Genomic DNA, 22,925 nt, shown 5'->3' with positions numbered 1-22,925 from the left:
AACTGCATTTCAGCGCTTAACACACTCAGACTCGGTTAGTTAAACGCGTATTTAAGCGTTAATGATGTAGTACGGCCATTAATTGTACGTGCGCGAATGATCCCGTTTGCTGGTACTGAACCTTCCTCTGCTTCTGTAATACCGACTGTGTCAAATAGGTTATTTACATTAAGCGCAAGGCTAAGGTTTTCAGATAGGTCGTAGCTTACAAAGCCATTTACCTGCGTGTAACCATCAAATTTAAGGTCATTGTTATCTTGCGCGTAGGCATCAGTTGTACCAATAAAGCTTAAACCTGCTGCACCTTTTTCATAGCTGTAACGAGCCATTAGTGAGTAAATTAAATCAGCTTGACGGCGTGGTGTATTCCCTACAACGTCAGGTGTTAGTGCATCTTTAGCTATTTCGGCATCAGTCCACGTTAAGTTACCACGAAAATCCCATGCATCCATGAAGTACGTTGATTCAAGCTCAATACCTTTGGCTTCGTATTCACGGTCAAAAAACGTTTGTGATGTTGCTTCAAAGTTTTGTTCTTCAGTTTCTGCGTAAAACGCTGTTGCAAATACCGATAGCGAGTCAAAACGCTTTTTAACACCAAACTCAAATTGATTTACTTCATCAACTGCATCTTCATCAGCTACTGAGCCATCTGAGCGTACTTTACCAAATAAAAGACGATCAGCGTTTGCACGTCCGCCTTTACTGATACGTGCAAATGTTGCAAGGCTAGGGTCTATTTGGTAGTTAGCACCAATTGAGTAAGACGAATAGCTCCAGTCGTAATTTACTGGGCTTGCATTCGCATGATCAATACCTACAACACTTTGCTCGGGTACTGAAATAACACCATCACGGTTCATGTCTACAGTAGAGGTTACTGCTCCTGCGTAATTACCGCGTGCTTCACCGCTGTCATAACGCGCACTTGCATCAATACTCAAGTCACCAAGTTTAGTTGAGAAAGCAACATAAGGTGCACGTGTGTCGTATTCAGTGTCGTAATCGCGTTGACAACAGTTGCCCCAAAATGGCGTGCCGTAAGCGTATAAACCGTTTTCAGAAAACTCAGTGCCGTCGGCTGCGGTTACGTTTAACAGTGCGGCATTGTCACCTTTAAGCTCCATAACGTAAGAGTTCCATAACCACGACATAGCTATGTTTTGTGTTGATGCGTAGTAACCAAACGTTAGGCTTGTGTCATCGTCAAACGATTTTGTTAGTTTAAAGTCGTTAACAATAGAGTCAAAGTCATTCATTGTTACGTCAAACGTATGGATGCGCATTGCTAAATCGCCATTGAATGCGTCACCTGTATTTGCGTTACTAAGTGTTGCGCCTGCTCCACCAATGCTTGCTGCCATTGCTGATGCATCACCTACTTCAGCAGGGATAATAGAATTAAAGTTTCCGCTAACTGATGACTTACGGAAACGGTTTTCAATACGCCAGTCGTTGTCTAGGTCGAATACAGCTTCAAAGCCAATAGAATCAACATTTGGGTTCATGCCGTCGCGAATGTCACCATTGCTAATTTGGTTTTGGCCATTTAAGCGAACTGTTTTAGTAAATAAGGCTGAATGCGGTGTATCTGACTGAGAGTCAAACCCTGGAACTGAATCACCATTTGAGTACATTGGCATTGGAAGGTAGCCAACGCTTTTGTCGTCTAAGTGTTTGTAGTAAAGACGCACATAGCCGTTTTCGAAATCTTTAGTCAAATTAGCTTTTATTTGACCACCTTTATTTGACGTGTAACCTGTTTCACGTGGGCCTTCACCTTGGCGTACAAAACCACCTACATGAAAGCGAACACTGTCAGTTAGATAAGTACCATATTCAAAATCAGTACGGACACTATCGAAATCTAGGCCAACAGTGGTTGCAACGCTGCCCGATTCGTTTTCGCCGTTTTTAGAGATAAAGTTGATGATACCACCTGGTGCATTACTTGCTGCTGTAGACGCTGAACCACCACGGATTGACTCAACCGTTTGTACCGTGTTGTCAAGGCGCATAAAAATATCAGCATTACCAAAAGCGATGTCACCGTATTGCAGTACAGGTAAACCGTCTTCTTGTAATTGTAAAAATTTAGCGCCACCTGATGCAACCGGTAGACCACGAACTGCAATGTTTGCGTTACCTTCACCGCCAGTAGATTCTGAACGGATACCCGGAATGATTCTAAATGCTTCAGCGGTAGAGCGAGGTGTTGAAACTTGAACTTGTTCAAGCGAAACACTGCTTACTGATACGCTTGAAGCCATAATAGTTGTACGGCGCGGAACACCGGTTACAACGATTGTTTCAAGTCCTTTGTTCTGTGATGCTTCTGGCTGAGTTGTTTCTGCTTCTTGAGCATTAATGCCTTGGCTTACTGCAAGTGCTAATGCACTGATTAAATATAAAGGAGTGTTGTGTGTTGTCATGTGAACGCCTCGTTATGTTGAACCTAAGTGGTTATTTATTTTTACTTAATCGATTAAGTAAAAATAACAAAATTTTTACAAGATGCAAATTATTTTATTATTAATTTGCTCTTTTTTTACTCACCCATTGATTTGTAGGGTAATTTTTTTGTTAAATAATTATCAAATTAATTAGTAACTACGTTATTTTGTTCTAAAGCTGATGCTGATGGGTCGCGAAAATAATTAAAAAGCATAGCCAAAAATAAAATAACTGCAAAACCGGTTGCTAAATAAAAGCCATAACGTACGTGACCAAAGTAATCACTGATCATACCCATTAAAAGCGGTGCTAATGCCGCAGACAATGCGGTGAAAAATAATATAACGCCAGCTACGGCACCATGTTGTTGAACAGGGAAACAGGAAATGCCTTTAGAATTTAAAGTGGGGTAAACCATTGACATAAATAAACCAGAAAGTGGAAGCAATCCTACAGCCCAATCTACACCGCCGATTAATGTGCCTACATAGCACAGTGCTATGCCAAGGCTTAGGTAGGTCATTACGCCTTGCCAACTAAAGCGATTTAGTAACCATACCGCTATAAAACGACCCGCTGCGCGAAGTATAAAGAATATGGTTAGTGCGTATGTTGCAAGTAATGGCCATGAACCTGTGTAGTCTTGTAGCAGCGTTGGCATCCATACATAAATAGCCACTTCGGTAGCTACATATAATGCGATGGCCATTGAAAAGCCGAGTGCGTAAGGGTTTTTAATCATTTTCATGGTAGTGGCAAGTGAAGCGGGTTTTTCGGTTGTTTTTACAACTGGCGGATAATCTGCTCGCCATGCTAGAAGAGCAAGGATCAAACACATAACACCGGCAATAATGTAAAGGTATGTCCAGCTTACATTTTGAACGAGTAAAATACCTACCAGTGCAGGACCAACAATAGCACCTATTCCAAAAAAGCCTTCTACCTTGTTCATTGTTTTGGTGTGTTCTTCGTTACTGTGTGAAATATCACCCAATAAAGCTAATGCACCTGTTTTAAATAAACCGATTGCCAAACCAATACAGCAAAGAAGTACCAAGAAAAAATTAAAACTAGAACTCACTGCAAATAAGAAACAACTCGCAGAAAAAATGAGTAAGCCCAGCATGATGGTTTGCTTTCGGCCTAGGCTGTCGGCTAAAAAGCCTAAAAATAGTCCACTAAAAGCAATTAAAGCCATTGGCGCATAATGAAAGGCACTAGCTTGGGTCATACTTAAGCCAAAGTCTTTTATGAGCTCAGGGATGATCATGCCGACCGCATCAGAGGTCATGGCAAACATAAAAAACATCATGTATGTGAGCCAGCGTATTTGTCGCAACGGATCGCTGGTTGCTTGTGTGTGTGATTTTGTCATTTTATTTAATCCTCGTTAAATGCAGGCTAATACGCGTTAAGTCAGTTAGTTACTTAGTGAAGTATTATTCATGCAACGATAGTTGTATGTAAAATTTTTAAAAATTACTTGTAAATTCTTACTCTCTAGTTAAAGATATATCTTAATCGATTAAGTTTCAACATGGTAATCACACAATGATGCAAAACAAAGTTCAATTGATCACATATGCTGATCGAATCACTGGTCAAGACATTAATGCACTCACTACACTTTTAAACAGTTCTTTAAAAGGCGTATTTGGCGGTGTGCATTTGTTGCCATTTTATAATCCAATTGACGGCAGTGATGCTGGCTTTGACCCTATCGACCATAGCGAAGTAGATTCAAGAATAGGTTCTTGGGAAGATATTAAAGCGCTAGGCAATAATCATGATTTAATGGCTGACTTAATTGTTAACCATGTATCGGCGCAGTCTTTTCAGTTTCAGGATGTGCTTGCAAAAGGTAAAGCCTCTGAGTTTTGGGATTTGTTTTTAACCAAAGAAGACGTATTTCCAAATGGCATGAGCGACGCAGAGCAAAAAGCAATTTATCGTCCTCGCCCTGGTAGTTGTTTTACACCAATGAAATGTGGTGATGGCGAAACCTACGATTTTTGGACTACGTTTACCGATAATCAAATTGATATTAATGTAAAGGTAGAGGCAGGCGTTGCGTATTTAAATAACGTACTTACCAAGTTCTCGGCTAACAATGTAAATATTATTCGCTTAGATGCAGCGGGGTACGCTATTAAGCAAGCGGGTACTAACTGTTTTATGCTAGATGAAACGTTTGGTTACTTAGATAACTTATCTAAGCAAGCAAATGAATTAGGTATGGAAACAATTGCTGAAATACACAGCCATTATCAAACTCAGGTTGAGGTGGCTAAGCGCGTAAACATGGTTTACGACTTTGCACTGCCACCGCTTATTTTACATAGCTTATTTAACAATGATGTTGATGCACTTTTGAAGTGGCTAAAAATATCACCACGTAACTGTTTAACTGTTCTTGATACACATGACGGTATTGGTATTATTGATGCAGGTCCAATGGGCGACAAACCAGGTTTATTAAACGCTGAGCAAATTGATAACCTTGTAGAAACTATGCATGCAAACAGCAATAATGAAAGTCGACAAGCAACAGGAGCTGCTGCAAGTAATGTTGACTTATATCAGGTTAATTGTACTTATTATAATGCGTTAGGCGCCAAAGATTTTGATTATTTATTGTCTCGTGCCATTCAGTTTTTTGCACCAGGTGTTCCACAAGTGTACTACGGAGGCCTATTTGCATGCGAAAACGATATGGATCTTTTAGCAAAAACAAACGTTGGCCGCGATATTAATCGCCCATATTTAAATGCAGATAAAATAAGTCAATCACTTGATAAGCCCGTGGTAAAAGGGTTAATTGAACTAATTAAACTTCGTAACGAGCACCCTGCGTTCTCTGGTGAGTTTTCAGCGCAAGGTGAGGGCAGTATGTGTTGTTTAATGTGGCAACTTGGTGAGCAATCAATTTCATTAAGTGTAGATTTTGAAGCAAGAACCGCTCTCATAACACAAGTAAATGGCGAAGAAGAAACATCGATAAGTTTAGATTCTTTATTGTAACGAATAGAGTTTTGCTTAACAAAAAGCCAAGCTAGATAGCTTGGCTTTTTTATTAGCTGCTGGCACCAATGTCGAGCTCGTAGCTGACTTCTTGTACTTTGTTTTCTTTAGAAATAAATAAGTTTGCAGCAATTACGCCTTTTTCTTCACTGTTTTGATGAATAGTACTTAACCGAGGCACAAACCGTGCTGCTTCATCAATCCCATCAAATCCTACAATACGCAGGTCTTTACCAATTTTTATACCTTGCTTGATTGCTTCTCGCATTGTGGCCAGTGCAATTAAATCACTCATACAGATAATAACGTTAGGGCGAGGTGAGGCTGATAAAACTTCTTTTGCAGCTATATTAGCAAACCGCTCACTGCTTTCAGGTATGTTCCAAATACGATCGTCAGCAACATTAATATTTGCCTCAATTAATGCGCGCTGATAGCCACGTAAACGCTGGTGAGAAATTGACTCTCCGGTTTTAAACTCGTGATGCTCATAAACGCGGCATAATACGTTTTCATCGAGAAGTCTTAGCCCTAGAATGGCGACTTTATCGTTTATATTGTGCAAAACATGCTTGGCAATTTCGTAGCTAGCTTGTTCGTTATTAATGTTAACCGACGCATTGCGATTAATGTCAAAATCTACAGTGACGACGTGTTTTGGTGTAGTTTTAAGTTGTTCTACTAATGCGTGGTTACGAGGACGACCGTAACAAATAAAACCATCTACAAAATCAACAACACTATTGAGGTTATTGTTACTGCCAGAGAACAACAAAACGTTAATATTGTTTTTTTCGAGTACTGAGGTAACGCCACGCATAAAGCTGCTGGCGACTGGGTCCGACACCATGTATTCCACGCTGTCGGGTAACACCAAAGCGACAATGTTAAAGGTACCGTTTCTTAACGATTGCGCCGCTTTATTTGGGCCAAAGTAACCAAGCTCTTTGCAGGCTTTGAGTATCGCTTCTCGGCGCTTTTCAGAAAGCTGATCTGGACGATTAAATGCATTAGATACCGTTGCATTAGACACACCTAGCTCTTTAGCAATACTTTTTAAGGTCCATCGAATTTGTTTACTCATTAATTACTCTTTGCCGAAAAACTACATTACATAAATTAACATATTGTGCTGTTTAACATAATAAAAAATTGGGTTTCTAACGTTAATCTTTTAGTTATTTGATAACCGTATTTAGATTTAACAAGCGATTAGTCATGTAATTAATTTACCCCTTCACAAAAAAGGTGTTTTAATAATATTTGGCGGCTTAAATGAGTGGAAAAATTAAATTATTATTACCCGATAATAATATTTAAAAGTTGCAAACTCTAATTATGCGGTGAAACTTAGATATATATTATGGTTTTAAGTTATAAACAACGTCAGTATGTTCTTGTAATTATAAGCTTGATTTTTAAACAAACTGTTGTAATCTAAATCAGGTACACCAAAATCATTACCATGGAGAGAACAATGAGAATATCTAAAGTTTTACCTTTAATTATAGCGTCGGCCTTATCAGCTAATTTTGCTTATGCAAACACAGACCAAGGGACAGATGTACTTCCTTTGTGTGAAACTGCTGAATGTACATCGGATTTCAAAAAGCTCAGAAATTTTGCCATTAACGGTAGTAGCGAAGCTGCTAGCTTACTTGCCATTGCTTATGCAAACGGTGAAGGCGTAAGCCAAGACGACGCATATGCCAGAAAGTTTATGTTAAGAGCTATTAAGTGGAAAGACCCTTTTGCTATCCATCAGGCTTCGCGTTGGTATAGAACAGGGCATATCTTTGATAAAGATATAGCAAGAGCTGATGAGTTATTAAACCGAGTTGTCGATAGAGGTTTCCCGCCTGCTTTGGTTGATAAGGCAAAACAATTGTTTGCTGAAAATAATAAAAATTCAGACAAATTAGCATTCGATCTACTAATTAAGGCAAAAGAGTCAACTTATTTGCCAGCTTATGAGCTGTTAGCTGTTTTTTATGAACATGGTATAGGTACTGAAGCTAGTTTGTATCAGTCAGCTAAAATGCATAAAACGCTGGCTATTCGTGGTCATGAAGGTGCGCAAGAAAAATTAGATAAATTAGTTGCAATAATTGAACAGCAAAATATAAACATTGACGGTTTAAAGGTAAGTCAAGACATTGAGCGTTTAGATCCTGTTTTACTGGACGTCCATTCAGAAATTAAAGATTTGATTGCCAAACTAAAGACTACGGATTATGACGGTAGAAGCACTGTTTCTAGAATACAAGGTCAGGCATGTTCAGATGCGGGCAATGGTTGTTATATACAATTTAATAGAAACTCTCCAGGCATGATACCTTATGTTGTTACAGGTACATCGTTTTAGAAATTGATAGGCCTTGACCGTTTGAAAAAGGAGAGCGTATGCTCTCCTTTTTTTGTATTCAAGTAATTTCACTTAATTTTATTTTGCAATCTGCTTTAGGTTATATTTGCTGCTTGCTAGTGTTGTATTTTTTAAGTTTTCGTAGTCATTTTCACAACTAGCTTTTTTACTACCCAGTTTATTTTCAAGGATGTTGATTGTTATGAAAGTTGTATCAATGCTTACGCTGTTTAGCCTTTGTTATGCGAGTGATGCGTTAGCGTGCTCTGCAAGTAGCGACCCTGAACACGTTGTGCAAGCGCAACTAGAGGCTTATAACGCGCGAAATATAGCGCTATTTGCAAGCTGTCACTCGGCTGACATAAAAATTAAAAATAGCCAAAAAGGCGCTCCTGACATTATTGGCCAAGAAAGCTTGATAAAAGCGTATCAGTTTTTAAAAACGGCGCCAAAATCTTTTAAAGTGATTCTTGAAAACAGAATTGTAAATGGTCCTGTGGTCGTTGATTATGAACGCTTAACCGGGCTTGGTAACGGTAGAGATGATATGTTTGCCGTTGCGGTGTACGAAGTGCGTAATGGCAAAATTGTTAACGTATGGTTCCCACCGACTAAATAAAAACGGTTTGATTCAAAACACCTTGAGTCGAAGCCTACATCAAGGTGCTTTAATGTTACCACTTAAGCATATTTTCTATAACCTTTAGCTTATCGTTATAGCTTTTAATGCCAGAGGCATGCAGTAACGCAACCGCACTAAACGAGACAAGCTTAACTAACTGCTTATGTTGGCATTTCATTAATTGCGTGAAAATATGGTACACCTTAGCTGGTTTAAACTGCTTGGGTCGTTTAATTTGCCATTGATCAATCCCTTCTTTTGGTAATAAACATGGAACATGACCTGGGTATGCTTGCCAAGGCGAATCTAATGCTTCGGGGAATGCATAGCGTAAAAAATCATGATAAAAGCGATGCTTTCTTACCTGCGCTGTGGGCTGCGACAAAACATGACGAAGTACTTTCCAAGAGTAAAAGGGCAGGCAAAAATCCATTTGATATTCATCCACTTTATCAAATGGGATGGCTAAATGGTGATGCTGATCGTTAAGTAACAAAAATAAATAGTAAGCTTTTTCAAGAGGGATATCTCCAAACTCTTTTAATGAAGTCACGATATTAGCCTTTAAAGTGGCTTGCATTTTATCAGCATTATGGATTATTGATTTGGGGATATAAGCAAATTGTTGCGATAAATAAGCATCAGCAAGGCGCTCAGGTTTTTGTGTTAATGCCGCTTCGTAAACTTCATCTGAGTAGTAGATAACACCCAGCCCAACACTGCCTCCATTGCCAGACCATGCTAAACGAGGACGCGTTACTGAAGAGTGGTTTGGATGTGTGCCATTTAACCAATGCTCACCTAGTCTGTCTTCAATTGTTTTTGCTTGCGTATCGTTGACTTGAATAACATCAAGCTCAATTTTTTGGCTTTTTGCGAACGCCGTGGCACAGTATAAGTCTTGCGTTTTATGCTGCGAAAAATTAAGCGCCGTGATGTTTACATTTTGCCTTTTTAGTAAGCACGCAATTAACCTTGAGTCTAATCCACCCGATAGCGTAGTGAGAACGTGCTGATCGTTATTAATATATTTATTTACATTGTTAGATAGGTCTTGTTTTAAGCTATGCAGTGTTTTTTCGTAATTGTCCTTATTTTTAGTGAGGCTGCACCAGTCAAAATACTGTGTTTTAGTAATGCCGCTAGATGATGCCTCTAAGCGAGTTCCAGGGCGAATACATGAGATTTCGTTGTAATGGGTGTGTTCGAATAGGTAATATCCAAGTGTTGCATATTCCATCATACCTTCGTGATTACAGCTAAGTGGTAAGCCTAAGTTTTTGAGTAAGCTATATTGGGTGCTGAAAATAAAAGCACCTTCATAAAACATATAATAAAAAGGACGGATCCCAAGTGCGTCGGTGGCTAAATTTAATACATTAGTGACCTTGTTATATCGCGCCATACAAAATACACCTTCGCACTCTTTAAGCTTGGCATTGGTGTAATGTGTGTTTAGGGTGCTTAAATCACTATTTCGATTAGCGCTTAAAAGTGGGTGGCCAACCAGCGTCGCAATATGCGAATCTGTTTGCAAAAAGGCATGCGGGCCAAAGGTTTTATAATCTAAACTAGCCAAGTAAAGAGCATCTTCTTGCACTTCGTTTATTGCGCCACTGTTTACTTTAGCATCTTCAGCTTTAAATTTATTTATAATAAAATCATGATGTTGAGTTAGCCCAGATGCACAATAAATTCCAAAAAATTTCGCCATAACCCGTACCTGTAAGTCGTTTTGTTATTAATTAGGTATCAAGGTTTGTACCAAGATTAATTAATACTTTGCTAGAGAGTCGCGGTACTAACTGAATTTACCTTTTTAGGTACAGTTTAGTTGCCTTAAAACATAAAACTGTATAACTTCGTAAGGTGAAAAAGTTTTATAAAAGTAAATTTATGAATTAGCAGGAAAGCCGAATGAACAATAAAATACTTAAATCATCTACTGCTACGTACCAAAATGGTGTGGCAAAAGCCGATGGTAAATTTTATGTAACGCAAGGTGAGGTACGTTTTGAGCCATACAATGAACGTGCTGGTTTAGGACCTTATACATTATCACGAAGCGCAATTATTAAAATTGAAAAATCAGTTGGTAAAGGGGCGGCGATTTTGCCACTTACATATGATGCAATAACAATTACCTTAGAAAATGAAGATACTTATGATTTTATTTTAGCAAACCCTGATGAATGGATTCGTTTACTCAAGCATTAAATGATTAGGGTCTGTTTGGTATTTAGGCAAGGCAGAGCTTATGTCGTGTGGTTATTCTCCATAAATTGGCGATAACGCTGTATATGGAGGTACGTTTAGCCGATTTACCTTCAGGCTTAGGTAAAGTTGTAGTGCCAAATAAAGTATATGTAAATAGAGCGCGAGGGGCAGGGGACTTTTACAAGCCAGATATTGCGTATAACGGCATCGACTGGACAACTAATATACTATTAGATCAGATTAAGCGCATCCCATAGCTTAAAAATAAAAAAACCGCTCTTAGAGCGGTTTTTATTTGGTATTTATTTAAGTTTAGTTACCCATTGAGTATCTAAAACCAAATGCATAACGCGGTCCGTATTGTGCAGCGCTTAAGAACTGACTTTCAAAACGGCTGAACGAACGCTCTGTTTCGTTTGTTAAATTAACCCCTTCAAAAAACACGGTAGTGCTTTCGTTAACTTCGTAGTTAACGCTAATATCCCACTGTAAGTATTCTTCAGCATATTGTGGAGGAGCGGTAGCACCTGAGTCCGGTAGACCTTGCGCAATTAAGTATTCATCACGCCATGCACCAGTAATTTTAACTGATAAGCCATCTTTTTCGTAAAAACCTTGTAGGTTTGCAGAGTCACTCAGACCCGCTAACACAGCTTGAGATGCGAGGTAATAGTTGTCGTACTCTACGTCACCATCAACAATAGTGGCATTAAAACCAGCACCAAAACCCGACTCGCCAAATAAATGCTGTATCGCAAACTCAACACCATTTACTTTACGAGATCCTACGTTTTCTGGTGAGTTGATTGTCCACTCAATTAACGGATCAGTTGCTGGGTCAGGAAGTACGCGGTTGTTTTCGCCAATTCCTACACCATTTGCAACAATCTCATTATAGATAGCAGCGTCAGTTGCCTGATCGCCACGCCCTTCAATTGCGGCGACCGCGTTATTCCAGCGCTGACCTAAATAAACATCATGCAGGCCTTCAAACGTAGTAGTTACTTGTGTGTTATCAATCCAATTATCTACATCTTTCCAAAACATGCCTACTGCAGCGTAGCTACCTTCATTGTAGTAATATTCAAGGCTAAGATCGAAGTTGGTTGATTTAAACGGTTGTAGGTTTGGGTTACCACGACTACCGCTTCTTGAATTTAATTTAGGTGACGGTGTTAAGCTTAAGTTGCCAAGCATGTCGCCAAGAGTAGGGCGTGTGATTGTTTGACCCCATGATACGCGTGACACTAAGTTATCAGAAAGGTCAACTTTCACATCTATCATAGGTAGAAGAAGATCGTAATTACCTTTGTAATCAACCTCAACTAATTCACCACCACTAGCAAATTCTGTTAACCATTCAGAACCACCAGCCCAATATACCTGCTGAGCAACACGGCTTTTAGCTGGGCTAACAATGTCAGTTTCTTCGTAGCGAAGTCCTAAATTTACAAAAACATCGTAGTCGCTAACGTTAAATACCCAATTTGTAGATAGATAAACACTGATTGTTTCTTCTTCTACTTTATTAGTTGGGAAGCCATCAAAAGTACCTATTTGGTAAACATCACTGCCTATTACGTCTTCAGTTAAAAAAGCGCTTTGGCGAGCAAATGCTTCATCAAGATCATAAGTATAAGCATAGCCTGGCGCTACACCGTTAGGACCAAACGAAAATTCGTCAAGGAACCCACTTAAATCTACACGCTCGAACATACTGTCTGGGAATATCTCGGCAAATGTACCATTGTTAAAGCCTGGAGCATTCGCATTATTAGAGCCACCCCAACCACTAAGTGTTTGCTTAGTGTATGCTGCACCAAATTTAACGGTTTCTAAACCAATATCAGTGTAAGTAAATAATTTACCGTCTAGTTGTACTTGAGATACTTCAGATTCACCGGGTGTTCTAGTAAATATACTAAAGTTAGAACCAATTTGGTTTGGATCAACTTCTTGCGTGCCGTTATTCCAATTTACATTAAAACCAGGTACGTCACCCTCACGGAAAAAGTATTCTTTAGTTGAAATGTCTGCCGAGCCTAAAATGATACGTGCATTAGCACCTAAACCAGGATCTTTACCATTATCGGTTGTTGTTTTAGATGTGTGGGCATCAAAGTTAAAGCTCAGATTTTCGGTTGCTAACCATTCAACGTTAATACCTGTCGCTTTTGAGTCAACTTCTGATGTTTCACGAAATGCAGTAAATGATGCATCGTCACCTGCAGAGTTGTAATAAACTGCTGTACCGTTTTCATCAAGCTCATAAGCATTGGCATTACCACCGAACGAGCCGTTCCAGATCCCCCAAGACAATGAGTTATTACCGGTTGTTGCTTGTGAAATTGTATGGTCAAGCGTAAATGTCAGGTTGTCTGTTGGTGCAAACTGAAATGTTGCTTGTGCATTTAAGCGTTCGCGCTGAATGTCATCTTTCGCAAAGCTAACTTCTTGCGGAAAGAAAGCGGCTGAAACAAATTCACCATTTTCCCCCGCGTTTGGGTCAAAGAATTGTTTAGCCGGGTTACCTTCAGCATCCATTGGGCGGTTATCAACAATATTAGCCGCATCAACCGAGAGGTTAGGGTTAACTAACCAAGATCGAACATTTGCTGCTTGTCGTTGAAAATCACGACGATGGTATGAAAAGTTAGCCGACACACCAAAACGCTCGTCATCAAAGGTATTACTGTAGATACCTGCAATTTCAGGTGTTACTTTATCGCCTTCTTCTACAGATGTATCGTGAATACCTTTAGCCATGAAAGAAAAACGCTCACCTGGCTTTTGTAATGGTTTAGCGGTAACAATATTTACAGTTGCACCCAATCCACCCGTTGGTGAATCGGCGCGCGCAGTTTTCATTACTTCAAGCGAACTTACACCTTCTGATGATAAGTTTTCAAAGTTGAATGAGCGAGTAAAACCTGTGCCGGCCATTTGGCGACCATTTAGTGTTACCAAGTTAAACGATGGGCCAAAACCACGAACAGTAATTTGGCTACCTTCACCGTTTGAACGGCTGACAGACACACCAGTAATTCGCTGTAATGATTCTGCTAAGTTTGTATCTGGAAACTTACCCATTTCTTCAGCTGAAATGGCGTCAACTACACCAGAGGCATCTCGTTTTACATCCATTGAACGAATTAACGATCCGCGGATACCTTTTACTTCAATGACTTCTAGTTCAGGTTCAGCAGTATTTTCTTCTGCTGCATAGGCTAAATTGAATGTACTTGCAGCGATGATAAGTGACACAGAAGCTGCTAACTGGCTCTTTTTAAAAGTGAATGTGTTCATAATTGCTCTGCTTTTCTAAATTTATTACAGTTAGTGGGTGCCTATTTAAAGGCACCTACCATTCAATGGTTGTTCTACGGGTTTGCAATAATCACGTTATCGATACGATAAACCGCGCCTTCACCCGTACCCCATGCTGGGAAAACCATTAACACGTTGATATCACTGATATCTAAACCGGCGTCAAAAAGTGATTGTAATGTAAATGTGTATGTTTGCCATTGACCAATAACCGGCACTTGACCTTCAACACTTTCTGCAAGAGGGAGCTCCACAGCTGATGCTGCACCAGTTGACTCAATTTTAAATAACCATTGAGCATCCGTTGCGTTAGGTGGAGTCACCATTTTCATTTCAAATTGCACAACCCCATTTGCAAGGATAGACGAGGCATCAAAAGAAACACCTTCATCGGCTAAAAAGCCCATAACAGTTGGCGCTGAGCCAATTACAAACTCAGCAACGGTACCATGGTCGCTATCGTCTGTTTCTTCAGTTGGCGTTGAACCGCCACAACAGTCCCAGATGCTCCATTGCTCTGCGGCTGTATCTTGGAAGATTGTAATTTCACTTCCTGCTGCAGATGTTGCACTTGGGTCATAAATTTTAGCGTTATCTACACGATATACTGCACCTTCACCAGTGCCCCACGCTGGAAAAATCATAACAACATCAATTGCGCTAACATCCAGGCCTGCACCTGCCAGGTCAGCTAAGGTATAGGTGTAAGTTTTCCATTCACCGGCAACTGGTGCGTCACCTGCGTCTGTTAACGGAAGCTCTACTGCTGAGTCACCCTCATTTGATTCTATTTTCATTAACCAAGTTGAATCTGGGTTATTAGGATTTGACATTACTTTTAGTTCAAACTGAAGAACGCCATTTTCTAAAATGCTAGTCGCATCGAACGGTGTGCCGCTTCCACCCGCAGAAGTGCGTGTGTTAAAGCCCATTACTGTAGGCGCTTCACCAATGCTAAATTCTGCAGTCAAACCGTGTTCCTCGTCGTCTAATGCTTCAACAGGGGTTGAACCACCACAACAATCCCACATAGGCCAATCTAAACTTTGTCCGTTGTCGAATAAAACAACCTCAGGAGAAGCACCAACATCACCTTCAATTGCTACGTTAGTGATAAGGTACTCAGCGCCTTCGCCTGTTTGCCATGCTGGAAACACCATAAGTACATCAATTGCACTTAAATCTAAGCCTTTTTCTTGAAGTAGTGATAATGGAAAAGTATATGTTTGCCATTGACCAGTTGCAGGCGTTACGCCTTCATTGCTTTCAATTAATGGTACGTCGCCTGTATTTGGGCCACCATCACCTGCTTCTGCTTTTAGTATCCACGTAGTATCTGATGTTGGAGGCGTTACCACTTTCATATCAAACGTTAAACGGCCGTTTAAATCTAGTAATGGAGATGCATCAAATGGAGACGATGTCCCTGTGAAATCGTCTGCAAAGTGACCACCGCGTGTAGAGAAGCCAAGCACGGTGCCGTTGTTATCATTTATGTTAAATTTAACAACGTCACCTTTGTCTGCATCAGTGATAACTTCTGGTACAGTGCCGCCACAACAATCCCATGCAATCCAGTTGGCGTCTAGGTTACCGTTAAATATATCAAGGTTTCTGGCTACACCGTCGCTTGGTGGTGTAGGCACAGGTGCTGCACCTTCTACAAGTGCGTCTTCTAGGCTGTCGTAACCTGGGCGAACTGTTTCACAGCCTTTGCCAGTGCTTGGGTTTGATGCACATTCGTATACTCGAACGTAATCAATTTCAAAGCTTTGACCTTGTGCAAACGCGTCTGCATCAATACCTAAATTGTTAACGTTTTCAGGCCAATCTCCACCAACTGCGTGATTCAATATCAGGTAGAAATCTTTGTCGAAAGGGGCGTTATCCCAATGCGTTGTAAGTTCGCCGCTTCCTTGTTCAAAGTATTCAGCAAACCAGCCTTTATGTTTAAGGCCAACAGCTTCGTCTTTTGAATTGTAACGAACTTCTGAGCGACGTTGTGTAGCGTATAAATAGTCATCTACATACCAGCGGATCTCACCTTCTTGCCACTCTATAGCGTAGGTATGAAAATCATCAGCTGGGTTCATGTCTTCAGGTAATAAATAAGCTTTACCTGAACTAGAGTTATTTGGCCATTCACGACCGTAATGAAGAGTACCGTGTACGTATGATTCAACAGTGCCATCTTCAGCGGCTACTTTAAGATTTACAGCTTCTAAAATATCAATTTCACCAGAACGTGGCCATGTGCCGTATTCTTCATCAGTTGGCATCATCCAAAATGCAGGCCAGCTACCTTGACCAGACGGTAATTTTGCACGCATTTCAAAACGGCCATAAGTAAAATCTGCGTTGTAACGGGTATTAAGGCGGGCTGATGTGTAAGGTTTTGGTGCGCCTTCTTCTGCGGGAAGAGCAACTATATTAAGCATGCCGTCTTTGATGAAGGCATTTTCTTCGCTATCGGTATAACATTGCTTTTCGTTATTACCACCACCAGCACAATTTAATTCAAAGTTCCATTTGTTTGTATCAATGCTAGTGCCGTCAAATTCGTCATTCCATACCATGCGCCAATCTGAGACTGGCTCTGAAGAATTAACGACTTCTGTATTCGTGTTTGTTGTTGCAGCGTCACCACCACAGCCGGCCAAAGACGCTAATGAAATAGCTGCCAAAAGGCGTGTAATGCGTGTTGTTTCAATGTTCATAACTGAACCCCGTTCAACTGATAATTGTCAGAATATGTGTTTAAGTTTAGTTGATTTTATAGCTTTTATACTTTCTGTAAGCGCTTACATTTGTGTGTGCAATTGTAAGCGCTTACAAATAGTATTGTGCAGTTGTGATTTGGTCAACATATTTGTCTAAATTATTTACAATTAATTTACTGATTAACGCATTAACTGTAGTTCTAAAGTAATCAAACTGCGTAATATTGTTTTAATATTTTATTTTTTAAGAGAATAGGTGTTACTTATTTTTTAAATGGCATGATTAACAAAGCCCAAAGAGACGCATTTTGTTTTTGGCTTGGGTATTCTTTTAAGCCAATATCTATCTCGTTATCGGCTTTTTGCGCTTCATTTTTGTAACTGCCAAACAGTTTGTCCCACCATATAACGCTAAATCCGTAGTTCGAATTGGTTTCGCTCACACGTTGACTATGGTGAATACGATGCAGTATTTGAGTCATTAATATGAGCCGAAGTGGTTTTTCTATTGCATTTGGCAAGCGAATATTCGCATGGTTAAACAGCGCTAAACCATTAAGTGCTATTTCAAAAATTAATACAGCAATAGCGGGCACACCTAAGGCGGTAACGGCAATGAGCTTTATAAGTATGCTGAGTACAATTTCGATAGGGTGAAAACGCAAACCTGTACTGGTATCTACATGGGCATCGGCGTGGTGTACACGGTGCAAGCGCCACAAAATAGGCACCTGATGAAAAAGCCGGTGCTGCCAATAAATAAGTATATCAAGCAGTAACATGCTTAAAATAATAGCAACAATACTTGGTGTGGCTATTTGATTAAATAAACCTATGCCGTGCTCTTGGTTATAAAGCGCTACGGCGGTTAAGCCTATGGGCACACTTAAGCGCGCAATTAATGATGAAGCAAACACGAGTCCAAAATTAGCAAACCATCGGGTGTTACTTTTTATAGGCGATTTACGCGCAGGCATACGCGATTCTAGCAGCATCATAATAACCAAAATGCTGAAAAAGAACCCTAAACGCCACCAAATTTCATTACTCATTGGCTTGTGTAACCTCATCAACTTCTTGGAGTTTTAACGTGTTATATCCTCCATGTATACGTGTAAAAATAGTAATAGCGCACGCAGTGGCAAAAATACTCGCCATTATGGCAAAGTGCTGCGGCCAAATACAAAAGGCAATAAACAGCGCTATGGTTTCTGTGCCTTCGGTTAAGCCATTTAAATAGTAAAAACTTTTGTATTTAAACTGAGGTTTTTCGAGCTTAAATTTTTCGGCGGCTATGGCAAAAGCTAAAAAGCTTGAGCCTGTGCCTATAAAGGTGGCCAGTAATACGCTACCTGCAATGGCGTTTTGCTCGGGGTTTGCCAAAATAAAGCCAAGCGGAATTGCCGCGTAAAATAAAAAGTCGAGGGTAATATCTAAAAAACCGCCAGCGCTTGAACTTAAATTTGCATGGCGTGCCAATGCGCCATCTAGCCCATCTAAAATACGATTTAAAGCAATAGCTGTTAACGCTGCGTACCACATTTCATACGCAATTAATGGCACAGCTAATAGCCCTATTAAAAAACCAACCACAGTGAGTTGGTCGGGCGTTATACCGCGCTTGTACATTAACGCTACAACCGGAATTAAGAGTGGCTTTATTACCGGGGTGATGTATTTGTCTAACATACTTAGTGCCTTGTGCTTTTTGTGCGTTTATTTGGCTAAATTTAAGGTGATCAGTTTGCCGTTTGCAGCCTCTGCATCGCTATGATCGTGGGTTACCATAATAGCGGGCAATTTATGCTCACGTATTTGGCTAAATACCAGTTCGCGGGTATCTACTCTTAATTGGGTATCGAGCTTGCTAAATGGCTCATCAAGCAAAATAGCTTTTGGCTCGCTCAATAGCATACGCAGTAAAGCAACGCGGGCTTGTTGCCCACCAGAGAGATTGTCGGGGTGGCGATTAGCCATGCCTTTTAATCCTACTTGCTCAAGCGCGTGCTCTATTTTTTCAAAGCGCTGTTTTTTATTGCCTTTAGGCATAGCAAAGGCAATGTTACCGCTTACCGACAAATGCGAGAATAATAACGCATCTTGATAAAGCACACCTATGTGACGTAAATGAGCAGGCAAGTTATTAATATTTTCACCGTTAAGCCACACTTCGCCACTTGCGTTAAAGCCGTTGGGTAATGTGCCGGTAAGCCAATTTAATAAACTTGATTTACCACTGCCTGATGGCCCCATAATAGTAAGTATTTCGCCGCCTTTTACCTGCTCGTTTAAGCTTAGTAATTGCTCATGTTGACGATAAAGCTCACAATTTTTAATCTCTAAAGATGACTGCATTAAAAACCTTTTAATTTATGGGTTAGCGATGTGCGCTTTTAAAAAAGTACTTAGGTAAAACCCACGCCAGGATAAAGCCAATGAGTGGCAATGCCATTTGCATAATGGCATACACAGCACTGGTACGCCTACTTGCGCCATTAGCAAGGGTAACCGCTTCGGTTGTTATGGTTGCTATGCGCCCGCCACCGGCTAAAAGTGTAGGTAAGTATTGGCCAAAGCTAATGGCTAAACCAAGTGCAGCCGCAATCAAAATAGGTGCAAACAACTGGGGTAGTTTTACCTGTAAAAACACTTTGCAGGGCGTTGCGCCAAGGCTTGCTGCTACATGAGCAAAGCGAGGGTCTAATCGCCTATAGCTGCTCGCAAGCGATAAAAACACATACGGTAGTACAAACAATAAATGGGTAAATACCACATTAAAAAACGCGGCTTGGTTATTTGCTAGTTGCTGCAGCCACACTAGGCCAAATAAAAACGCAATACTTGGTACAAGCAGCGGTAAATAAATAATTAAGCTGGTAAAGCGCGATAGGGGTTTTGCATTTAACTGCTCAGACTCTAAGCACAAAAGCGTAATAATAATGGCAAATAACGTAGTAACTAGCCCTATCGCAAGGGTATTACAAAGCGGGCTTTGCATTTGCATTAGTGCACTTTTAAAGTGAAATAGCGTGAGCTGTTCGGGCAGTGCCGCCGGAAAACGCCAAAATCCGGCAACCGACCACATAATTAAGCCAATTAATGAAAGCAAAATAAAGCCAATTACAAATACTGTTAATACGGTCGTTATTTTTTGCCAATAAACACCGCCATATTCTCGCTCGCCATTGGTGAGTAAATCGCTACATAATGCTTTTATAGTTTTTTCGCCGCCAAGCCAAAGAGCTAGTAAACCACCAGTAAGTACAAGCTGCAATAATGCCCCCGCAGAGGCTTTAATGCGCAGGTTTAAATCTACATCGTTAAACCAATGCATAATGGCGACAGCTAAGGTGGGCGGTGTATTTGGCCCCAAAATAAGTGGCATTTCTACACTTGCGCTGGCATAAGCCAATACGGCTAAAATAGGTAGGCGCAGTAATGGATAAAGGTTTGGCAGTATCACTTTAAAAAAGGCAGTGATAGGGCAGTAGCCTAAATTAAGCGCTACTTTATGTTGGTGGCGCAGTTTTTTGCCAAGCTCAGGTTGGGCAAGCACACCTAGCGCCATTAACAGTAAAAAAGGCAGCTCTTTAAGGGTTAAGCCTAAAATTATACTAATACCAAACGAATCATGCGGAAATATGCCGTTAGGCGCAAGTTCCCACCCACTAAACCAAGGCGATACTAAGCGCGAGATCATACCCGAAGGAGCAATTAAAAAACCAACCGCTATAGCCGCTGCTGCGTGGGGTATTACCAGTATTGGGCTCAGTAAACGTTGAATACGGTTAAGCCACGGGCTATTAAAAAATGCAGCTAAAATCATTAACGTAATAATAAAGGCAAGTAAGGTACTTATTAATCCGGTGCCAACACTTAGCATAACCATGTGTGTAAGGCCGGGTGTTTGCATAAGCATAGTAAAGCCATGCAGGCCAAGTGTTGTATGTTCAAGTACCGGCGCATAGCCAAAAGCGGGTAATAGTACGCTAATTAATCCGCCTATTACGGGCAAAATAAGCAATGCCAGTAAAAAGCGTGGGCTTAATTTAACTAATTTACTAAACATATCGGCGCTTTTATGTGATTTAAGCGTTGGGCTTGCTGCTAACTTATTTGAAACAACACTCATTGGCTAACCCCAAAGCGCGCTTGCCAACCTTGCATAATAGCGTTTACCCAGCTTGGGTGTGGCTCACTTAGCGTGCGTTTAATGCTATTTAAGGGTAATGCGCTTGGATGCGGTTCCACCGTTTTAAACAAGGCTTTCTGCTCTTGGCTCAATGTAGATTGAATCAATACACTTTTATCCCCCCAAACTGAAGGTTTTTGCTTATGTGCTTGCGCCTCCGGGCTTAATAAAAAATTAGCCACCAATTGCGCACTTTGTGCATGGCTTGCATTATAAGGAATAGCGACGAAGTGAGTGTTACTTAAACTGCCATCTTGCATTGCATAGCTGCGAATACTTTTTGGTAAATCATAACGTTTAACGGCGGCGGGTACTTCGGGCGCTGAAAACGTAAACGCTATGCTTAGCTCAGTGTCGCCTACTAAGCGGCGCATTTGTGCACCACTTTGCATAAAATGGCTGCCATCGCGCCAAAGTGTTGGGTGCAGCTTATTTAAAAAGTCCCATAACGGGTTTAATACTTGGGCTGTGTTTTGTGCAGTAGCTGGCTGATTTAACTGCGCTTTAAGTGTGTCATCACTTTGTTGATGTAGCATGACAAGCGCGTATTTTAAAAAGCTCATTCCTAAAAAATCAGGTGGCTTTGGGTAACTAAAGCGCCCCGGGTTTTGTGCGCTCCAGCTAAGTAATTGGGTTAGGGTTGTTGGTAGTGTGTTATTTGCAGTGTCGTCAATTGCTAAACTGTCGTAATAAAAGGTGAGCGATGCTTGGCCCCAAGGTGCTTCCATTCCATTGGTGGGTATTCCAAAATCAAAATTAACAGCGGGGTTATTACTAGGGTCGGTGTAGCTAAAATTAGGCAGCTTATTAGCCCATTGGTTAAGTAATAATGAGTGCTCGCTCATGGTGGCAAAGTTAGCACCGTTTATCCAAATTAAATCTACGCTGCCTTTATCGTTATTATTAGCTGATTTTTCTGCAAGTACCCGGCTTACTGCTTCGCTGGTATCGCTTAGCTTTACGTGTACTAAGTTAATGTTGTATTTGGTTTTTACTTGCTGCGCAGCCCATTGAATATACGCATTTATTTGCGCATCGCCACCCCACGCATAAAAATATACGCTTTGGTCTTTGCCTAGGCTCTCAACTTGCTGCCAGCGGCTTTGTAATTGTGTACTTGCTAGGCTTTTAAAACCAATAACAAGGCAAATGCAAAAAGCGACACAGCATAAGCTGTATCGCGATAATGTTTGCCAAAATTTATTGGCGAGCATTTAAATCCCAGTTGTAATCTAAAAACTTAATTTTCATGTCGTCATTTTCAAGCGCTTTTTGCTGAGCGGGTATCAGTTTTAGCTCGTCTGCGTATTGTGAGAAAAACTGTTGTAACGAATTAGCGCCTCTAAAACCTTGTTCAAAATCATCACCGTACCATTTAAATATTGAAGACACGCTTAGTGTGTTATCGTGCGCCATATTACGTGTCATATCAGATAAAAAACGGTCAGTTTGATGGTGTAATTGTGATTCGAGTTTAGATTCTGTGTAGGCTTCTTCGCGCAGTGCTGGGCAGCCAATACTGGCACAATTTACAGCAAAGTGAATACGAGGGTCGTTGTATTTACCACTGCTGCGTATTAAACCATGCTCAATATCATCAAGGCTACGAGTTTTACCAAGTAATGGCACAAACTCTTTGCTCCACGGCGAGCTAAAAAAGCTGCCTAAATCTTTAATCGATTTAAGACTTGGGTATTTAGTCAATATAAGCTCAACAGTAAAGGCGTTATACGCATTGATTAAAAAAGCCAGCTGCTTATGTTTGCTCCATTCATCAAACTCATTTTGCGTAACCGCCGATAGTGAATCTAAATAGGTTTTAAGTTCACTGTGCTTGGCTTTAATTGCTGAATAATCGACCTCTGTGCTGTGGCCATGATTAATAGCTACAACATGATTGTTTAATAATACGTTCCAGCTGTCGTGCATGTTTTGAGCATTGCTTGCAAACGATGTTGCAAGCAAAGCAGACCCTAACAATAGCGCTTTTAGAGGTGTTTTAAACAT

16 protein-coding genes and 1 pseudogene are annotated in these 22,925 nt (G+C 40.5%); 5 read left to right on the top strand and 12 right to left on the bottom strand.

The genetic code is table 11. The features are described 5' to 3' along the window. Positions 1-35: 35 nt before the first annotated feature. Both KZZ04_RS06055 and KZZ04_RS06050 read right to left on the bottom strand, forming a co-directional pair. Complete coding sequence (locus KZZ04_RS06055; protein WP_058404898.1) at positions 36-2,432, bottom strand: TonB-dependent siderophore receptor; 2,397 nt, start codon at positions 2,430-2,432, stop codon at positions 36-38. Between the two features lie 167 nt (positions 2,433-2,599). After that, positions 2,600-3,829 carry a sugar MFS transporter gene (locus KZZ04_RS06050; RefSeq protein ID WP_219422143.1) on the bottom strand — a complete coding sequence of 410 codons (1,230 nt, stop codon included), beginning with the start codon at positions 3,827-3,829 and terminating at the stop codon, positions 2,600-2,602. Positions 3,830-4,005: 176 nt separating this feature from the next. Here KZZ04_RS06050 and gtfA point away from each other — a divergent pair, with 176 nt between their 5' ends. After that, positions 4,006-5,475, top strand: coding sequence for a sucrose phosphorylase (gene gtfA, locus KZZ04_RS06045; protein WP_219422142.1), 1,470 nt, complete (start codon positions 4,006-4,008; stop codon positions 5,473-5,475). A gap of 52 nt (positions 5,476-5,527) precedes the next feature. Here gtfA and KZZ04_RS06040 read toward each other — a convergent pair whose 3' ends face one another. Beyond that, positions 5,528-6,559, bottom strand: coding sequence for a LacI family DNA-binding transcriptional regulator (locus tag KZZ04_RS06040; RefSeq protein WP_219422141.1), 1,032 nt, complete (start codon positions 6,557-6,559; stop codon positions 5,528-5,530). Positions 6,560-6,952: 393 nt separating this feature from the next. Here KZZ04_RS06040 and KZZ04_RS06035 point away from each other — a divergent pair, with 393 nt between their 5' ends. Both KZZ04_RS06035 and KZZ04_RS06030 read left to right on the top strand, forming a co-directional pair. After that, positions 6,953-7,840: a tetratricopeptide repeat protein gene (locus KZZ04_RS06035; protein ID WP_219422140.1), complete on the top strand. Its 888-nt coding sequence runs from the start codon at positions 6,953-6,955 to the stop codon at positions 7,838-7,840. Between the two features lie 202 nt (positions 7,841-8,042). Next, complete coding sequence (locus tag KZZ04_RS06030) at positions 8,043-8,459, top strand: nuclear transport factor 2 family protein (RefSeq protein ID WP_257903560.1); 417 nt, start codon at positions 8,043-8,045, stop codon at positions 8,457-8,459. Between the two features lie 55 nt (positions 8,460-8,514). Here the strand turns inward: KZZ04_RS06030 and KZZ04_RS06025 are convergent, their stop codons facing one another. Continuing rightward, positions 8,515-10,176: an asparagine synthase-related protein gene (locus KZZ04_RS06025; protein WP_219422139.1), complete on the bottom strand. Its 1,662-nt coding sequence runs from the start codon at positions 10,174-10,176 to the stop codon at positions 8,515-8,517. 203 nt (positions 10,177-10,379) lie between these two features. Here KZZ04_RS06025 and KZZ04_RS06020 point away from each other — a divergent pair, with 203 nt between their 5' ends. Continuing rightward, a complete protein-coding gene (locus KZZ04_RS06020; RefSeq protein ID WP_219422138.1) occupies positions 10,380-10,679 on the top strand; it encodes a hypothetical protein in 300 nt (99 codons plus the stop codon). Between the two features lie 74 nt (positions 10,680-10,753). Then, a pseudogene (locus tag KZZ04_RS06015) lies at positions 10,754-10,936 on the top strand (peptidase); the annotation flags it as partial. A gap of 55 nt (positions 10,937-10,991) precedes the next feature. Here KZZ04_RS06015 and KZZ04_RS06010 read toward each other — a convergent pair. The 8 genes from KZZ04_RS06010 to KZZ04_RS05975 all read right to left on the bottom strand — a co-directional run bounded on the left by KZZ04_RS06010 (position 10,992) and on the right by KZZ04_RS05975 (position 22,925). Next, positions 10,992-13,985, bottom strand: coding sequence for a TonB-dependent receptor (locus KZZ04_RS06010; protein WP_219422137.1), 2,994 nt, complete (start codon positions 13,983-13,985; stop codon positions 10,992-10,994). 74 nt (positions 13,986-14,059) lie between these two features. Further along, positions 14,060-16,723, bottom strand: coding sequence for a glycoside hydrolase family 16 protein (locus KZZ04_RS06005; protein WP_219422136.1), 2,664 nt, complete (start codon positions 16,721-16,723; stop codon positions 14,060-14,062). Between the two features lie 266 nt (positions 16,724-16,989). Continuing rightward, positions 16,990-17,778: a sterol desaturase family protein gene (locus tag KZZ04_RS06000; RefSeq protein ID WP_219422135.1), complete on the bottom strand. Its 789-nt coding sequence runs from the start codon at positions 17,776-17,778 to the stop codon at positions 16,990-16,992. Next, on the bottom strand, positions 17,771-18,415 hold the full coding sequence (locus KZZ04_RS05995) for a CDP-alcohol phosphatidyltransferase family protein (protein ID WP_219422134.1): 645 nt from the start codon (positions 18,413-18,415) through the stop codon (positions 17,771-17,773). The genes KZZ04_RS06000 and KZZ04_RS05995 overlap by 8 nt, the downstream gene beginning before the upstream one ends. Before the next feature lie 27 nt (positions 18,416-18,442). Further along, a complete protein-coding gene (locus KZZ04_RS05990) occupies positions 18,443-19,081 on the bottom strand; it encodes an ATP-binding cassette domain-containing protein (RefSeq protein WP_219422133.1) in 639 nt (212 codons plus the stop codon). 22 nt (positions 19,082-19,103) lie between these two features. After that, positions 19,104-20,858, bottom strand: a complete 1,755-nt coding sequence (locus tag KZZ04_RS05985) for an ABC transporter permease (protein WP_219422132.1) — start codon at positions 20,856-20,858, stop codon at positions 19,104-19,106. After that, positions 20,855-22,132 (bottom strand): ABC transporter substrate-binding protein, encoded by a 1,278-nt coding sequence (locus KZZ04_RS05980; protein ID WP_219422131.1) that lies wholly within the window; start codon positions 22,130-22,132, stop codon positions 20,855-20,857. The genes KZZ04_RS05985 and KZZ04_RS05980 overlap by 4 nt, the downstream gene beginning before the upstream one ends. Continuing rightward, a complete protein-coding gene (locus tag KZZ04_RS05975; RefSeq protein WP_219422130.1) occupies positions 22,119-22,925 on the bottom strand; it encodes a DUF547 domain-containing protein in 807 nt (268 codons plus the stop codon). The genes KZZ04_RS05980 and KZZ04_RS05975 overlap by 14 nt, the downstream gene beginning before the upstream one ends.

It is taken from the genome of Pseudoalteromonas sp. CR1 (assembly GCF_019392235.1).
Classification (GTDB): domain Bacteria; phylum Pseudomonadota; class Gammaproteobacteria; order Enterobacterales; family Alteromonadaceae; genus Pseudoalteromonas.
This window is presented reverse-complemented; position numbering and strand designations above follow the sequence as displayed.